Below are 17,272 nucleotides of genomic sequence, written 5' to 3' on the forward strand. Positions count from 1 at the left end.
TTTGTTTTATAAAAGTTATATTTGTTTTAATGACAAAGCAAATAGTTTTACTTCTTTTTCTTTTGAGCACCATTAGCTTTGCTCAATCTAGAGATTCCATTTCTAATACTTACTTTGAAGATCAGTTCTATATTAGTATTGCTTACAATACCTTGAGTAAGGTTCCGAAGGGTATTAATCAAAACGGATTTTCTAATGGAATTTCTTTAGGTTACATAAAAGATATATCATTTAACCAAGAGGGTAATTTTGGAATAGGTATAGGGCTTGGATATGGTAGATATACCTATTTTCAAAACTTAAAGATCAATGAAGTAAATGGTATTACTGAGTTTGAAGAAGTTGCCGATTTCACCAGAAATAAATTTTCACTTCATATGGCGGAAGTTCCTTTTGAAGTTAGATGGCGTACTTCAACTATAGATAGGTATAAATTCTGGCGTTTTTATTCTGGATTAAAATTTGGGTATGTCTTCAACTCAAACTCATTATTTAAAAAGGATGGCGCCACCACCAGAATTAGAGGTAAGATTGATGCAGTTGAACAATTTCAATATGGCTTAACCCTGGGTGCCGGTTATGGAACTTGGAACCTTCATGTATATTATGGTCTCTCAGATATTTTTGATTCCAATGCCATATTGAATACCGCTAACGATCCCATTGAGGGTCGTGAATTACGCATAGGGTTGATTTTTTATATACTATAATTCTGCAATGTAGCATAACTGGCAAGCTGGGTTAAAAACCCTATAATAAACCCTAAATAAATCTCTCGCTCATTGTGAGCATCAAGCTTCAAGCGAGAAAATGAGATCAATCCGAAAAGCAAAAACAGGCCTATAATAAGTGTTAGTAAATTTAATTCATAGTTATAGCTAATAACACAAACAAAACTTATTAGACCTGCAGCCGCTATAGCATGGAGACTCGTCTTTATATTCGCCATAAAACTAATATAGACTAAAACTAAGGCCAAAGAACATCCGAAAAAAGAAAATGCCAAAAGGTCTACAACGTTGGTTTCTAAAAGTGTTCTTCCTAATAGAACAAAAAGAACAACCATAAATAATACGGGAAACTTACGCTCATTAATAGTTTTCATTTGAAAGCTTTCAATCATTTTAAATTGTCTTAAAAACAACAATAAAATAATAGGAACTAAATAGGTACTTAAAAAAACTATGGTTAGAATACTATATTCAGATTGCTTGGTAATATGACTTGGTAAGATTATAAAGTAAAGTAGTGTTGAGATAATAGAAAAAACGATAGGATGAAAGAGGTAAGAAATAATTTTATGAAACAACATATTATATTTCTTTACGGAGTCTAGCGACGGGAATATCTAGTTGCTCCCTATATTTAGCCACAGTTCTACGCGCAATCAAATATCCCTTCTCTTTCAAAATACCCGAAAGTTTATCATCTGTTAAAGGCTTCTTCTTATCTTCCTCTTCAATAACAGTTTGCAAAATTTTCTTAATTTCTCTTGTAGAAATATCTTCACCTTGTTCATTCTTCATAGACTCTGAAAAGAAATCTTTAATAAGCTTAGTGCCATAAGGTGTATCCACATATTTGCTATTCGCCACTCTTGAAACGGTAGATACATCCATATTGATTTTATCTGCTATGTCTTTTAAGATCATAGGTTTTAGCTTTCGTTCGTCACCCGTCAGGAAGTACTCCTCTTGACGATGCATTATGGCATTCATAGTAAGCAATAGCGTTTCTTGTCGTTGCTTAATGGCATCAATAAACCATTTAGCGGCATCTAATTTTTGTTTTACAAAAAGCACCGCATCTTTTTGCGATTTCGATTTATTTTTTGACTCTTTATAACCCTTTAATAGATTATTATATTCAGAAGAGATATGAAGTTCAGGAGCATTTCTAGAGTTCAGGGATAATTCAAGTTTTCCTTCAATAATCCTGATAGTAAAATCAGGTACTATTTGCTCAACAATTTTATTACTGCCCGCATAAGAACCACCTGGTTTTGGATTTAATCTTTCAATTTCTTGAATAGCATCTCTCAGTTGAACTTCAGTAATATCAAATTTTTGAAGTAACTTTTTGTAGTGCTTTTTTACAAAATGATCAAAAGCATTTTCAAGAATATTTATAGCCAATTCACGATCAGGTTTTTCTTTTTTCCTTCTTAATTGGATTAACAGGCATTCTTCCAAACTTCTTGCACCAACACCCGCAGGATCAAGTTGATGAACCACATCTAACATTTCTTTAACTTCTTCTTCAGAAGTCATAATATTAGCAGTAAAAGCTAGATCATCAACTATATCTTCTATTGAACGTCTTATATAACCACTTTCATCTATGCTACCTACCAAAAACTCGGCTATTTGCCTTTGATTATCATTAAGTCTAAATGTATTTAGTTGGTTTTTTAAGTGCTGATTAAATGACATTCCAGATGCATAAGGAATATGCTTGTCTTCATCACTATCGCTATAATTATTTGTTTGCAGTTTATAGCTGGGCATTTCATCATCACTTAGATAGTCATCAATATTGATGTCAGTCTCAATAGTCTCATTACCATCATTTTCATACTCGTTCTGAGTTTCTTCAAATGTGTCTTGTGTTTCCTTGCCGGATTCTAAAGCTGGGTTCTCTTCAATCTCTTGTTTAATTTTATCTTCAAATGCCTGTGTAGGCAATTGAATCAATTTCATCAGCTGAATTTGTTGAGGAGAGAGCTTTTGCTGTAATTTATATTGAAGATTCTGTTTAAGCATTAATTACAATAATTCTTATCTAAAGTACAAATTATAAGATTAAAATTCAGCATTCTGTGGCGTTCTAGGATAAGGAATAACGTCACGAATATTATTCATGCCAGTAGAAAATTGAACCAAACGTTCAAATCCTAGGCCAAAGCCTGAGTGAACAGCGGTTCCAAATTTTCTAAGATCTAAATACCACCAAAGTTCTTTTTCGTCTATGTTTAATGCTTTTATTTTTTCTTTCAAAACATCTAAGCGTTCCTCTCGTTGTGACCCACCAACTATCTCTCCAATTCCAGGAAATAAAACATCCATGGCTCGAACAGTTTTTCCATCTTCATTCAAACGCATATAAAACGCCTTAATATTGGCAGGATAATCATATAAAATAACAGGGCAGTTAAAATGCTTCTCAACTAAATAACGTTCATGCTCACTTTGTAAATCAGCACCCCATTCTTCTATTAAAAACTGAAATTTTTTCTTTTTATTAGGTTTTGAATTCCGTAAAATATCAATGGCTTCTGTATATGTAACGCGTTTAAAGTTGTTTTCAACAACAAATTTCAACTTCTCTAATAAAGGCATTGTGCTGCGTTCAGCCTGAGGCTTTGACTTTTCTTCTTGAGTTAACCTTTGGTCAAGAAATACCAAATCATCTTGACAATGTTCTAGTATATACTGTAAGACATTTTTGATAAAATCTTCTGCCAAATCCATATTGTCATTCAGGTCATAAAAAGCCATTTCAGGTTCAATCATCCAGAACTCAGCCAGATGCCTCGTAGTATTTGAATTCTCCGCTCTAAATGTTGGACCAAATGTGTATACTTTTCCAAGCCCCATAGCATAGGTTTCAGCTTCTAACTGACCTGAAACCGTCAAGTTGGTTTCCTTACCGAAAAAATCTTCTTTAAAATCAACTTCATCATTTTCATTTTTAGGAGCCTTGTCAAGGTCAAATGTTGTTACTCTAAACATTTCTCCCGCACCTTCAGCATCTGACCCTGTAATAATTGGTGCATGAAAATTATAAAACCCATTTTCGGTAAAATATTTATGAACAGCAAAAGACAAAGCAGCTCGAACACGCATTACCGCACCAAAAGTATTTGTACGAACTCTTAGGTGAGCATTCTTACGTAAAAACTCAAAACCAAGTTTTTTTGGTTGGATAGGGTATTCTTCAGGGTTAGAATCGCCTAAAATTTCAATATTAGAAACTTGTATTTCTACAGACTGTCCTCTTCCTTGACTTTCAACAAGTTCTCCGGTTACAGCAATTGCTGCACCAGTTGTAATTCGCTTTAAAAGATCTTCATCAGTGTTTTCAAAATCAACTACACACTGAATACTATGAATAGTTGACCCATCATTTAAGGCAATGAAACGATTGGCTCTAAAGGTGCGAACCCAGCCTTTTAGGCTAACTTTTTTAGAAAATTCTTTTGACTTTAATAACTCAGCAACACTCTTTTGCATTTCTCAAAAATTTATGAAACGCAAAGATACTAATTGCTTCAGGATTGTTGAATTCTGGTCGAGAAATTATTTGAGCAAGTTCATTAAATATTGGCCGTAGCCACTTTTTAGTAATGGTGTGGCAATTTCTTTCAATTGCTCATCTGTGATATATCTTTTATGATGAGCTACTTCTTCAATACATCCAATTTTTAAGCCTTGTCTTTCTTCAATAACTTGAACATATTGTTGAGCTTGCATTAATGATTTAAAAGTGCCGGTATCTAACCAAGCTGTACCTCGGTTTAGCATACTCACTTTTAGTTTTCCTCTTTTAAGGTACTCTTTATTTACATCTGTAATTTCATATTCACCACGTGAAGAAGGTTTCAAGTTCTTAGCGATTTGCACAACATCATTATCGTAAAAATATATACCAGGTACAGCAAAATTTGACTTTGGTTTTTCTGGTTTCTCCTCAATTGAGATAACATTATCATTTTCGTCAAATTCTACTACACCGTAACGTTCAGGATCGTTTACATGATATGCAAAAACAGTTCCTCCATCATTTTCATAAGCATTTATTAAAGCATGATGCATCCCCGTACCATAAAAAATATTGTCTCCTAAAATGAGAGCAACTTTATCATTATCTATAAATTTTTCGCCTATAACAAATGCTTGAGCTAGTCCATTAGGTACTTCTTGAACGGCATATTGAAAATTACAACCCAATCGTTTTCCATCACCTAACAAACGCTCAAAAAGGGGCAAGTCATGCGGTGTAGAGATAATTAACACATCTTTTATACCTGCTAACATAAGAGTAGATAAAGGATAATAGATCATTGGTTTGTCATAAATTGGCATTAGTTGTTTACTTATAGCTAATGTTAACGGATGCAACCTGGTGCCACTACCTCCGGCAAGAATAATACCCTTCATAATTTATTTGTTTTCTATTAATTCTGCATTAATTTCTTCGTCTTCTTTAGGAATAATTTTTATAGATGGTTCTTTAAACACCTTTTTATTTGCGATACTCTGTTCTAACGACAACAATAATGAGGGTAATAATAATAAATTAGATACCATAGCAAATAATAGGGTTACCGATACCAAACCTCCTAATGCTTTTGTGCCGCCAAAACTTGATACTATAAACACTAGAAAACCAAAAAATAATACGATAGAAGTATAGAACATACTTACTCCTGTTTCTCGTAATGCACCATATACAGACTTACGTACTTTCCAATTATTAGCTTGTAATTCTTGTCTATATTTTGCTAAAAAGTGTATAGTATCATCTACAGAAATACCAAAAGCAATGCTAAATACCAAAATAGTAGAAGGTTTTATGGGAACACCTAAATATCCCATCAAGCCAGCCGTAATTAATAAGGGTAACATATTTGGTATTAATGATATAATGATCATTTTATAAGATCTGAACATCCAGGCCATAAACAGTGATATTAACAGAATGGCCAGCGAGAGGGAAACAACTAAATTCTTAACCAAATAATTGGTTCCTTTTAAAAATACTAAAGCTTTGCCGGTCATTTTTACGTCATAACGTTCTTTAGGGAATTCTTTATCAATTCTTGCTTGAATACGCTCTTCTATACGCTCCATTTTTTCGGTACCAATATCTTTCATAAATGTGGTCATACGAGCATATTGACCGGTAGAATCAACAAAATTATTTAACAGATCAGAATTGGCATCAGAGTTTTTTGTGAACTCTAGAATAAATGCACGTTCCTGTCCATTAGGCAATTGGTAATACTTTGGATTCCCATTGTAGTAAGCTTGCTTAGAATACTTTACAAGATTTAATACAGATACTGATGAAGAAAGTTCAGGGATTTCATCAATAATATCGTTAAGCTTATCCATCCGCTTAAGCGTAGCTAATTTCATTACGCCCTTTTTTCGCTTGGTATCTACAATAATTTCTAAAGGCATAATACCGCCAAACTCTTCCTCAAAAAACACAATGTCTTCAAAGAAAGGCTCCCCTTTAGGCATATCTTCTATAAGGCTCCCAGAAATATTAATTTTATAAACACCAGTAATGCTCACAATAATTACGATAACTGTAGTTACATAAATGGCAATACGTTTATGTCTTACCATGTTTTCCATCCAGTCTACTACAAGCTCCATCCAGCGCTTTTCAAGGTGTTTAAGATGCTTACTTTTTGGTTTCGGTTGAAAACTGTAAATAATAGGAATAATCAGTAATGACAATATAAATATGCAGAGAATATTTATGGAAGCAATAATACCAAACTCATTCAACAACTGACTCTTTGTAAAGATAAAGGTAGCAAAACCAGAAGCAGTAGTTACATTGGTCATTAGAGTCGCATTCCCTATTTTAGAAATTACTCGCTGTAAGGATTTAGCTTGATTACCATGACTTTTAACTTCCTGTTGGTATTTATTGATTAAAAAGATACAGTTAGGCACTCCAATAACAATGATTAAAGGAGGAATTAAAGCCATAAGTACTGATATTTCGTATCTAAACAGTCCAATAAAACCTAAAGCCCAAACAACACCAATACTAACTACCAACATGGTAATAAATGTTGCTCTGAAAGATCTAAAAAAGAAGAAAAATATAATGGACGTAATCAATAAAGCCAGCCCTACGAAAATGCCTATCTCGTCAATGATGTTTTGAGCATTCATGGTTCGTATGTAGGGCATACCCGATACCCTTACATCTAGATCATTTTCTTTTTCAAAATCTGCTATTACAGAGTTTAGGTTTTTAAGGATAAAATCCTTACGCTGAATTGTGTTAACAATGTCTTTTTTAAGATAAATAGCAGAGCGGATTGTGCCTGTTTTTTTATTGAATAGAAAATTGTCAAAAAAGGGTAGCTTTTCAAATAGCTCTTCCTTTATCTTAAGTACTTCAGCATCACTTTTCGGTTCATTTTCATATAGGGGTTCAACCTTAAATCTTTTATTTACATTATCTTTTTTTAATTGTTTTATATCGCTAATGGATACGCTAAAGTCTACTTCAGGAAATGTGTCGAGTTGTCTTGATAGGGCATTCCATTTATTGAATTTTTCAGCAGTAAATACTGTAGAATCTTGAACAGCCAAAATGATGATATTGCCTTCTTCACCAAAAATTTCAAGAAATTTATCATATTCTACATTAACAGGATGGTCAGAAGGTAAGAGGTTGGCTTCAGTGTGTGAAAACTTAATATGCTCTGTTTGAGTATATAGCAAATAAGTAATAGCGGCTATTAAAATGAGAATGGCTATTCTTCCTTTGAGGATAATTCTAGATACTACAGACCAAAAATTCATGAATGGTTTATAAGAATAACAAAGGTAGTAAAATACTTGAGCTTAATTTTAAAAACCAAGGCTTAAAACATAGGTAAGTTTTACGGCTAAGTTATCAGAAAACTTAGGATTATTATAGGCCCCATATCGGTAAAAAGAACTAATTCCAAAACCTTTATAGAGATGATTTAAAACAAAACCTGACTCTAAGTATCCTCTATTCATTCTCTTGAAATTCACTTCATTATGAAATTCAATATTATCAATATCGCCAATGGCAAAGCGAGTAATTAAACTCAATCTTGGCCTAAATTTTTCACTAATAAAAAAGCGTTCAAAATTATGTCTACCTTGAATAGAAACATATTTGTCAGAGATGAATTCATTAAAAGTCATTGTTTCAAAAGCATTGGTGCCTGAGAAGTTGATCCGCTTTCGCCATGGATTTCTTAAAGAATAGTTGGGCGTGGCATTATATAGATGTGTCAATGGGGCATCACCTCTTACAAACCCACCTTGAACTAAGAAAGAAGTTGAACTGTTTTGCAGTGCTTTTATTGTGTGTTCATATTTAAAGTTGAACTGAGTAAAGTCAAAATCACTTTCAATAAATTCATCAATACTTTTAGTAACCTGAGCAGTAATTTTAGGCCATCCATTTTTTACTGTTATTTTACCTGAAGGTGATGTCATATACTTACTAAAAGGAGTCCATTTAATGGCTAACGTTGCTAATGTCAATTTATAATCTTGCAGATTTTTCGTATCATTAACAAAACGATAATCAAACTTGGTGTCAAAACTACCATGACTAAGCTTTACTTTTGATTCTACATTAGGAAAAACATCATGCTGAAAATTTACTTCATAGGTTCTATAACCGTAAAACTGACTAATGTTTAGGTTTCTAGGATTGATTAAAGAAAATGAGGTGTCATCAAATAAGAAATCAATTTTTGCAGCTTCCTGTAAATCATCTGTATAGGCTAAACCAATCCATGTGTTATTTTTATGATTTAATTTAATGCCTGCACCAACTCTATATTTTATTCTGCTATCTTTAAAACCATAGGCAGTATAACCTTCAAATCTAAATTTCTTTGAAAATTTACTATTAGTAATTCCGCCAAAGCCTAGTCTAAATCCTTCATAATTATTAAAGTTAATCAGCTGACTAAGATCAAAATCAAAATACTTAGTAGGATAGTGCCCTTTTAGAATATTACGTGCAACATTCAACTTTCTCTCTGCACCTTCCTGTTGCGAAATGCTATCAATAAAAGTATAGGTTTGTAAACCCCGTTGTGTAATAGAATCGGTTCTATAATTATTCCAAAACTCTTCAGTGCGTTCCCCTGCATTTTCATTAATTTCAACTACTGAAGCTGAGTTTAATACCTTGATTGGTTCATTTATTTTAACATCAAAAACACTGGTTTTAGAATGTAGATAAGAAACATCACTAGGATCTTTGGCACTTGTATTAATAATTGAATCATTTCTAACTCTTTCCGTGAACTTCACAACTCCTCCAAACAGCTTAATGTCATTTTTTGCATTTCCTTTTTTAATGACTATTTGTGTTTCTTTAGGAAACCAAACATCATTTTTTATATTATAAGTAAAATCTTGAGTTGCCTTGACATTAATAATACCTTTAAGTTCAGCAATACCTTTTTCTATAGCGTAACTTTTTGAATTTATATAAAGTACGCCTTCTAAACCTGCTCTTTCTTTACGTTCTTTAGCCTTATAATACACCATGTAGGTATTTCTGTTGTTACTTTTAATAGTGTCGAGTATTTTATAGCCGTACCTTTTTAAAGCGTTTTTTGCTAAAGGATTAACATAGTTATTACCTAGTAAATGGTACTCTTCATTATAGAATGTAAAATTTTCAATGTTAAGAGCCAAAATTTCATACACGGGCTGTTCGAATCCGGCCATTCTTGAAGCTAGTACAACTTCCTTTTTGTTTTTACCTTTTTTAAAATTATACTCAGCTACTTTTTCTGTAATGTAGAGGTGATGCTTATCAATTTGTTTTCTGAATTCATAATTGGTTGAGTCAAATCTTTTAAACACTCTTTTTCCATTTCTGATTACAAAAATGGAATCAATACTTGCTTCAATCGAATCGGGTTCTGCACTTACAATTAATTTATTATAGGCTTTGTATTGAAAGGTGTTTAACCTTTTCTGAATATTGTTTTTGTCTCTATTTTTTATAGCATTTCTAATAATCTGTAAAGCAGGGTTTTCATTTGCTTGAATAGTTACTTCAGATAATGCTTCCGTAGAAGGCTGAAGAAAAATAGAAAGGTATTTTGTATTAGCCCCCAAAGTTATTTTTTGGGTTTTAAAGCCAATATAAGACACGGTCAATTCTTTAATATTTACTGTAGAATTGAGTATAAACTTTCCATCTGCATCTGAAATCATACCTTGACCATTTTCGGTTAATATGGTTGCAAATGGAAGTGGCTCCTTAGTCATATTATTTTTGATAACACCTGATATATAGGTCTGTGCCAATATGCATATTGGGAAGAATAATACTATGGTAAGCAACCTAATTTTCATGTTTCGCGATCAAATAAATTGATGATATACACAAAAAGCAACCGACAGGGTTGCTTTTAACAAAAGTTTATGTTTATTGAGAATACGGCAATTTATTAAACAGTCATAATTTCTGTTTCTTTTTTTGCGTATAGATCATCAATTATTTTAATGTATTTATCAGTTAACTCCTGAATATCAGTTTCAGCATTTGATTTCATATCTTCAGAAACCTCTAATTTCTTAATATCATTATTCGCATCTTTTCTGGCATTTCTAACACTCACCTTATCATTTTCTGCTTCTGCTTTGGCTTGTTTTGCCAGTTCTTTACGACGCTCTTCTGTTAAAGGAGGTACATTAATAATAACACTTTCACCATTGTTCATTGGATTAAAACCAAGATTAGCAATCATAATACTGCGTTCTATTTCTTGTAGCATGCTTTTCTCCCAAGGTTGAACGCTAATGGTTTGCGCATCCGGGGTATTAACATTTGCAACTTGACTCAGAGGTGTTTGAGATCCATAGTAATCTACCATCACACTTTTAAGCATAGCAGGAGAAGCTTTTCCTGCTCTAATAGCAATAAATTCTTTCTTTAGGTGCTCCACGGCATTTTCCATTTGCTCTTTGGTCGCGTCTAAAATAAATTTAACTTCTTCGTTCATATTAAATATTTTTAATATCCGGTATTATTTTATCAAAAAGTAAGCCATAATCTATATGTTCACTTTAGTACCCACATTTTCACCAGATAGTACTTTTATAAGATTGCCTTTGGTATTCATGTCAAATACGATAATTGGTAATTCGTTTTCCTGACTTAATGTAAAGGCAGTTGTATCCATTACCTTAAGCCCTTTTTGTAATACCTCATCAAAAGAAATGTTATTGAACTTAACCGCATCTCTATTCTTTTCAGGATCATCAGTGTAAATACCATCTACGCGTGTGCCTTTTAAAATAACATCAGCTTTAATTTCTATGGCCCTTAAAACTGCTGCAGAGTCTGTGGTAAAATATGGGTTTCCAGTACCTCCTCCAAAAATTACCACACGACCTTTTTCAAGGTGACGCATGGCTCTACGGCGAATAAATGGTTCTGCAACTTCGTTGATTTTTATGGCTGATTGTAACCGGGTTTGCACACCAATATTTTCAAGAGCGCTTTGTAAGGCCAAGCCATTAATTACAGTGGCGAGCATACCCATATGATCGCCCTGAACCCTGTCCATACCTTGGCTAGCTCCAGAGAGGCCTCTGAAGATGTTTCCACCTCCAATAACAATAGCCACTTCAACACCTTTTTCAACTACATTCTGTATTTCCTCAGCATATTCAGCCAAACGTTTAGGGTCAATACCATATTGACGTTCACCCATTAAGGCTTCTCCACTTAGTTTTAACAAGACTCTTTTGTAGTGCATTTTTTTGAAAGTTTGACAAATATACAATTCTCTTAACAAAAAAACCCCACCTTTTTGGGTGGGGTTTTTAACTTATTTTATACTTACTTATCCTAAAGCAACTCTTCTAAAATCACTTACCGTAACATCATTACCTAGTGACTTTACATATTGAGCAACGCTTAATTTACTGTCTTTAATAAATGCTTGATTTACCAATGTATTGTCTTTAAAGAAACGCTTTAGTTTTCCTTTAGCAATATTTTCAAGCATAGCTTCAGGCTTACCTTCTGCACGTAATTGATCTTTTGCAATTTCAATTTCTTTATCAATTACTGATTGATCAACACCATCTTCATTTAATGCAATAGGGTTCATAGCGGCAGCTTGCATGGCAACATCTTTAGCCACAACATCAGCACCATCAACATTAGCAGAAAGACCTACCAAAGTAGCAATCTTGTTACCAGCGTGAATGTAAGAACCTACATAAGGAGCTTCTACTTTTTCAAAAGCGTTGATGTCTAATCTTTCTCCAATAATACCTGTTTGCTCAATTAATTTATCGGCAACAGTCATACCGTTAAAATCAGCAGCTAAAAATTCATCTTTAGAAGCATAGTTTAAGGCTAAATCAGCCAATTCATGTGCTAGGCTTACAAAATTTTCATTTTTACCAACAAAGTCAGTTTCGCAACCTAATACAATAGAAACGCCTTTAGTTCTATCTGTATTTACTTTTGCAATTGCAGCACCTTCAGTTGATTCACGATCAGCTCTTTTAGCAGCTACTTTTTGACCTTTTTTACGTAAAATTTCAATTGCTTTATCAAAATCACCTTCAGCTTCAACCAATGCTTTTTTACAGTCCATCATACCTGCACCAGTAGCTTTTCTTAATTTATTTACATCAGCAGCGGTTACTTTAACCATTTTTTGAATGTTTATGCGTTAATTTGTTATTCGTACACTTGCCTATTTCAATAGGAACACGATTAAACAAATAAACAGTTTTACAATAATTTATTTTTCCTCTTCTTGTACTTCAGCTTCCTGAGCTACAGCTTTTTCTTTCACCTCTTCTGAATCCTTTGCTACAGCAGCAGCTTTTTCTTTGTCAGCTTTTCTTTCTGTTAAGCCTTCCGCTATAGCGTCAGTAACAAAAGACAAGATCTTATCTATAGATTTAGAAGCGTCATCATTTGCAGGAATTGCAAAATCAACTAATCTAGGATCAGAATTTGTATCTACCATTGCAAAAATTGGAATGTTCAATTTCTGAGCTTCTGTAATTGCAATATGCTCACGCTTAGTATCAACAACAAAAATAGCACCTGGTAAGCGAGTCATGTCTACAATAGAACCTAAGTTCTTTTCTAATTTGGCTCTCTGACGATCTATTTGTAACTTCTCTCTTTTAGATAAAGCGTTAAACGTACCATCTTGCTTCATTCTGTCAATCTGAGCCATTTTCTTAACAGCTTTACGAATTGTAACAAAATTGGTTAACATACCACCAGGCCATCTTTCAGTGATGTAAGGCATGTTTACACTTTTAGCCTTATCAGCAACAATGTCTTTTGCTTGTTTCTTAGTAGCTACAAATAAGATTCTTCTACCAGAAGTAGCGATCTTTTGAAGTGCCTTGGTGGCCTCTTCAATTTTTGCTGTTGTTTTGTACAAATCTAAAATGTGAACACCATTACGCTCAGTATAAATATACGGAGCCATATTTGGGTTCCATTTTCTAGTTAGGTGACCAAAATGTACACCTGCATCTAATAATTCTTTAATTTCAATGTTTGCCATCTTTAATTTAGTTTACGTTCCGTTTTGTTAGCAATACCTAGGTAGCCACGAAGTGAGTCTAAGGTATTTGGATGCTAAACTTATACGATAACAGATTAATAATTTGTGATTAACGTTTAGAGAACTGGTATTTCTTACGAGCTTTCTTCTGACCAAATTTCTTACGTTCAACCATTCTTGGATCACGTGTTAATAAGCCTTCTGGTTTTAAGATTGCTCTATTCTCTTCATTAATTGCAACCAACGCTCTGGTAATTGCTAAACGGATAGCCTCAGCCTGACCCGTAACACCACCACCGTATACATTTACATTAATATCAAATGATTTCTCATTATCAGTCAATGCTAATGGTTGTTTTACTTTATATTGTAAAGTACCAGTTGTAAAGTAATTCTCTAAATCTCTTTTATTGATAGTAATGTTTCCTTTACCTTTAGAAACATATGCACGAGCAACTGCCGTTTTTCTTCTACCTATTTTGTGTACTGTTTCCATTATCTAAGATCGTTAAGGTTAATAGCTTTTGGTTTTTGAGCATCATGATTGTGCTCATTACCAGCGTATACATGTAAATTTCTAAATAAAGCACTACCTAATTTATTTTTAGGTAACATACCTTTTACTGCTTTTTCTACCAATCTTGTAGGATCTTTAGAAAATAATTCATTCGCAGTAAGTGATCTTTGACCACCAGGATAACCAGTATGACGGATATATGTTTTATCTGTCCATTTTTTTCCGGTTAAATTGATCTTCTCAGCATTAATAATAACAACATTGTCACCACAATCTACATGAGGGGTGTAGTTTGCTTTGTATTTGCCTCTAATAAGCATAGCTACTTTAGAAGCTAAACGACCCAATGTCTGCCCGTCCGCATCAACTAAAACCCACTCTTTATTAGCAGTAGCTTTATTTGCTGATACTGTTTTGTAACTTAATGTGTTCATACACTATTAGTTTTTTGTAATTAATAATAATTTTTTAGTCCCTAAAAAGGGAGTGCAAATGTACAAACATTTATTCATATAACAAACAAGGTTTTAGCTATATTTTTTAGCCAAGAACTCAGGTATTTATTTGAATATTTTAACATAATAAATATGTTAATTAACATAGTATTAATAGGAGTTTAGATCATTTAAAATTTATTTTATGTAACAATTACAAATTAGTGAGGTCTTTAAGTCTGAAAACTCATTAATTCAAATCCCCTTTATGAACAAGCTTCATCTTTTCTTTTTATTCATTTTTATCTTTAGTCTTATAAGCCAAGGTCAAGAGGGTGAAAATAAAAAATCAAAGTCAACAGTTGTTCCAAAACGTATTTATACTACAAAGTTTTTAGGTAATGAAAAACCACCTGTAATTGATGGTATTTTGGATGACTCGGGTTGGAATGTTGTTGAATGGACAGGAGACTATATAGAAAATCAGCCTGACGAAAATACACCACCAAGTGAGCAAACCCGATTTAAAATTACTTATGATAGAAAGAATTTATATCTGGCTTTTAGATGTTTTGATTCACAACCTGATAGTATTGTAAGAAGGCTATCACGTCGTGATGGTTTTGCAGGTGATTGGGTAGAAGTAAACATTGATAGCTATCATGATTTGCGTACAGCTTTTTCATTTACTATTACCGCAGCAGGGGTAAAAGGAGATGAATTTGTTTCTGATAATGGAAATAATTGGGATGGAAGCTGGAATCCTATTTGGTATGCCAAAACTAATATTGACGATAAAGGATGGACGGCAGAAATGAAGATTCCGTTAAGTCAACTGCGTTTTGGAAAAGCAAAAGAGCAGATTTGGGGAATTCAATCTACAAGGAGGTTTTTTAGAAAAGAAGAGCGTTCACTTTGGCAACGTGTTCCCCAAGATGCTCCTGGTTGGGTAAGCGAATTTGGTGAATTACATGGTTTGATAGACTTAGAACCTCAAAAGCAATTAGAAATTCAGCCTTTTACAGTATTGAAATATGATACGTACCCCAAAGAAGAGGGAAATAGATTTAGGGACGGCAAAGATTTTGAATTGAATGGAGGAATAGATGCCAAAATAGGAATTACCAATGATCTCACTTTAGATTTAACAGTAAATCCTGATTTCGGCCAAGTTGAAGCTGATCCTTCTGCCATTGCCTTAGATGGTTTTGAGATCTTCTTCAGAGAACAACGCCCATTTTTTGTCGAAAACAATAATATTTTTAACTATCAATTCTCACGGTCAAATGCCGGAGATACTTTTGGTGCGGATAATTTATTCTTCTCAAGAAGGATTGGTAGAAACCCTCAAAGTTTTCCTGATACAGAAGGATTTGTAGATCAACCTGTCAATACTACCATTCTTGGAGCAGCAAAGTTTAGTGGTAAAACTAGAAACGGTTGGTCTATTGGTGTCTTAGAAAGTGTTACAGCTAGAGAGTTTGCTGAAATTGGTGAAGATGGAGAATTGAGAGAGGAAGAAGTTGAACCACTTACAAATTATTTTGTGGGAAGATTACAAAAAGATTTTAATGATAGAAACACCTTTGTGGGAGGTATTATTACCGCCACACACAGAGACTTACCTGAGCGCTTAGAATTTCTACATGAGTCGGCATATAGTGGAGGCTTAGATTTTAAACACCATTGGAAAAATAGGGCATGGTATGTTGGCGGTAATATGGTGTTTAGTCATGTAAGAGGTACAAAAGAAGCCATTGCAGATACGCAAGATTCATTTCGTCATAGGTTTCAAAGAGAAGGTGCAAGTTATCTTGATTTTGATCCTGAACGAACTTCATTAACCGGTACTGGTGGAAACCTTCAAATTGGAAAGCAAGCAGAAGGTCATTGGCGTTTTGAAGGTGGTTTTACCTGGCGATCACCACAATTAGAATTGAATGATTTGGGCTTTCAACGTTTGTCAGATGATCTTAGACATTATTTGTGGGTAGGTTACAGAACTCTAAAACCTTTTTCTATTTTCAGAAATTTAGGATTGAATTATAATCACTGGACAGCTTGGGATTTTGGTGGGAATCATAATCTATTACAGTTCAACACCAACGCTTGGGCTAATTTTCAAAATAACTGGTTTGCTAACTTAGGAGTTACAGTTCGTGCTGTTAATCAATCTAATTTTGCTTTAAGAGGAGGCCCAAGACTTAAATTTTCACCCAATATCTTTTTCTGGAATAATATTGGCACTGACAATAGGAAGAAAGTACGTATTAATGTAGGTCATAATGGTAGTAAAGCTTTCGATGATTCATTTAATAGTTACAGAATCTACGGGGGTATTTCTTATCAACCTATCAATGCTTTGAGAGTATCGTTTAACCCATCTTACAACATAAACAATGATAAGCTACAATATGTTGAAAATGTTGATTTTGGTAATGATAAAAGATATATTAATGCTAAAATAGAACAACGAACTTTGAGCGCCTCTTTAAGAATCAATTTTAATATCAACCCAAATTTGACAATTCAATACTGGGGGCAACCTTTTGTGTCTAGAGGTAGGTATATGGATTTTAAATATGTCACCAACGCCCAAGCTAGCAATTTTGAAGAAAGATATCAATTGTTAAATAATACGCAATTAACCCCTTCTGATGGTTCAATTTTAGTTGATGAAAACTTAGATGGTAATACTGATTATGAATTTGATGATCCTGATTTTTCTTTTGTGCAATTTCGCTCTAATTTAGTATTACGGTGGGAATATATTCCAGGGTCAGAGGTATTCCTAGTATGGTCTCAAGGCGTTACGGGTGATGGTGATCCAGCCAATAATCTGTTCACTAATTTAGACAACCAAATCTTGGGTCAAGAAAAAGAGAACACTTTTTTAATTAAAGCTACCTACAGATTTAGGTTGTAAAATTTAACAGTAGACCGTCATGAATTAACAAAAAGTTAAGATTCGTTTATAGTACCTTGCTGAAGCAAAGTGATGGTGTA

14 protein-coding genes are annotated in these 17,272 nt (G+C 33.5%); 2 read left to right on the top strand and 12 right to left on the bottom strand.

Going from position 1 to position 17,272, the window contains the following annotated elements; genetic code table 11:
• Window positions 1-29 precede the first annotated feature (29 nt).
• On the top strand, window positions 30-710 hold the full coding sequence (locus tag AC1EU5_RS15365; protein ID WP_480193305.1) for a porin family protein: 681 nt from the start codon (window positions 30-32) through the stop codon (window positions 708-710).
• Here the strand turns inward: AC1EU5_RS15365 and AC1EU5_RS15370 are convergent.
• From AC1EU5_RS15370 to rplM, 12 genes are all read right to left on the bottom strand, one after another.
• Window positions 698-1,312, bottom strand: coding sequence for a hypothetical protein (locus AC1EU5_RS15370; protein WP_480193306.1), 615 nt, complete (start codon window positions 1,310-1,312; stop codon window positions 698-700). The two genes, AC1EU5_RS15365 and AC1EU5_RS15370, sit on opposite strands and share 13 nt — an antisense overlap.
• A gap of 1 nt (window position 1,313) precedes the next feature.
• Window positions 1,314-2,762: an RNA polymerase factor sigma-54 gene (rpoN, locus tag AC1EU5_RS15375; RefSeq protein WP_480193307.1), complete on the bottom strand. Its 1,449-nt coding sequence runs from the start codon at window positions 2,760-2,762 to the stop codon at window positions 1,314-1,316.
• Window positions 2,763-2,801: 39 nt separating this feature from the next.
• Window positions 2,802-4,232, bottom strand: a complete 1,431-nt coding sequence (gene asnS, locus AC1EU5_RS15380) for an asparagine--tRNA ligase (RefSeq protein WP_480193308.1) — start codon at window positions 4,230-4,232, stop codon at window positions 2,802-2,804.
• Between the two features lie 66 nt (window positions 4,233-4,298).
• Entirely contained in the window at window positions 4,299-5,159 is an 861-nt protein-coding gene (gene rfbA / locus AC1EU5_RS15385) for a glucose-1-phosphate thymidylyltransferase RfbA (RefSeq protein ID WP_480193309.1), read from the bottom strand.
• Window positions 5,160-5,162: 3 nt separating this feature from the next.
• Entirely contained in the window at window positions 5,163-7,556 is a 2,394-nt protein-coding gene (locus tag AC1EU5_RS15390; protein WP_480193310.1) for an efflux RND transporter permease subunit, read from the bottom strand.
• 48 nt (window positions 7,557-7,604) lie between these two features.
• The gene (locus AC1EU5_RS15395; RefSeq protein ID WP_480193311.1) at window positions 7,605-10,118 is read right to left on the bottom strand and encodes a DUF5686 and carboxypeptidase-like regulatory domain-containing protein; all 2,514 of its coding nucleotides are present in this window, start codon (window positions 10,116-10,118) and stop codon (window positions 7,605-7,607) included.
• A 95-nt stretch (window positions 10,119-10,213) separates the two neighbouring features.
• Entirely contained in the window at window positions 10,214-10,768 is a 555-nt protein-coding gene (gene frr, locus AC1EU5_RS15400) for a ribosome recycling factor (RefSeq protein WP_480193312.1), read from the bottom strand.
• A gap of 51 nt (window positions 10,769-10,819) precedes the next feature.
• The gene (gene pyrH / locus AC1EU5_RS15405; RefSeq protein ID WP_480193313.1) at window positions 10,820-11,527 is read right to left on the bottom strand and encodes a UMP kinase; all 708 of its coding nucleotides are present in this window, start codon (window positions 11,525-11,527) and stop codon (window positions 10,820-10,822) included.
• An 87-nt stretch (window positions 11,528-11,614) separates the two neighbouring features.
• A complete protein-coding gene (tsf, locus tag AC1EU5_RS15410; RefSeq protein ID WP_480193314.1) occupies window positions 11,615-12,439 on the bottom strand; it encodes a translation elongation factor Ts in 825 nt (274 codons plus the stop codon).
• A gap of 90 nt (window positions 12,440-12,529) precedes the next feature.
• Window positions 12,530-13,315 carry a 30S ribosomal protein S2 gene (rpsB, locus tag AC1EU5_RS15415; RefSeq protein ID WP_480193315.1) on the bottom strand — a complete coding sequence of 262 codons (786 nt, stop codon included), beginning with the start codon at window positions 13,313-13,315 and terminating at the stop codon, window positions 12,530-12,532.
• Window positions 13,316-13,424: 109 nt separating this feature from the next.
• Window positions 13,425-13,811 (bottom strand): 30S ribosomal protein S9, encoded by a 387-nt coding sequence (rpsI, locus tag AC1EU5_RS15420; RefSeq protein WP_480193316.1) that lies wholly within the window; start codon window positions 13,809-13,811, stop codon window positions 13,425-13,427.
• On the bottom strand, window positions 13,811-14,266 hold the full coding sequence (gene rplM, locus AC1EU5_RS15425; protein ID WP_480193317.1) for a 50S ribosomal protein L13: 456 nt from the start codon (window positions 14,264-14,266) through the stop codon (window positions 13,811-13,813). The genes rpsI and rplM overlap by 1 nt, the downstream gene beginning before the upstream one ends.
• Window positions 14,267-14,534: 268 nt before the next feature.
• On the opposite strand from rplM, the gene AC1EU5_RS15430 reads away from it, so the two are divergent.
• Entirely contained in the window at window positions 14,535-17,192 is a 2,658-nt protein-coding gene (locus AC1EU5_RS15430) for a DUF5916 domain-containing protein (protein WP_480193318.1), read from the top strand.
• Window positions 17,193-17,272: the final 80 nt, after the last annotated feature.

It is taken from the genome of Maritimimonas sp. 2405UD52-3 (assembly GCF_056591715.1).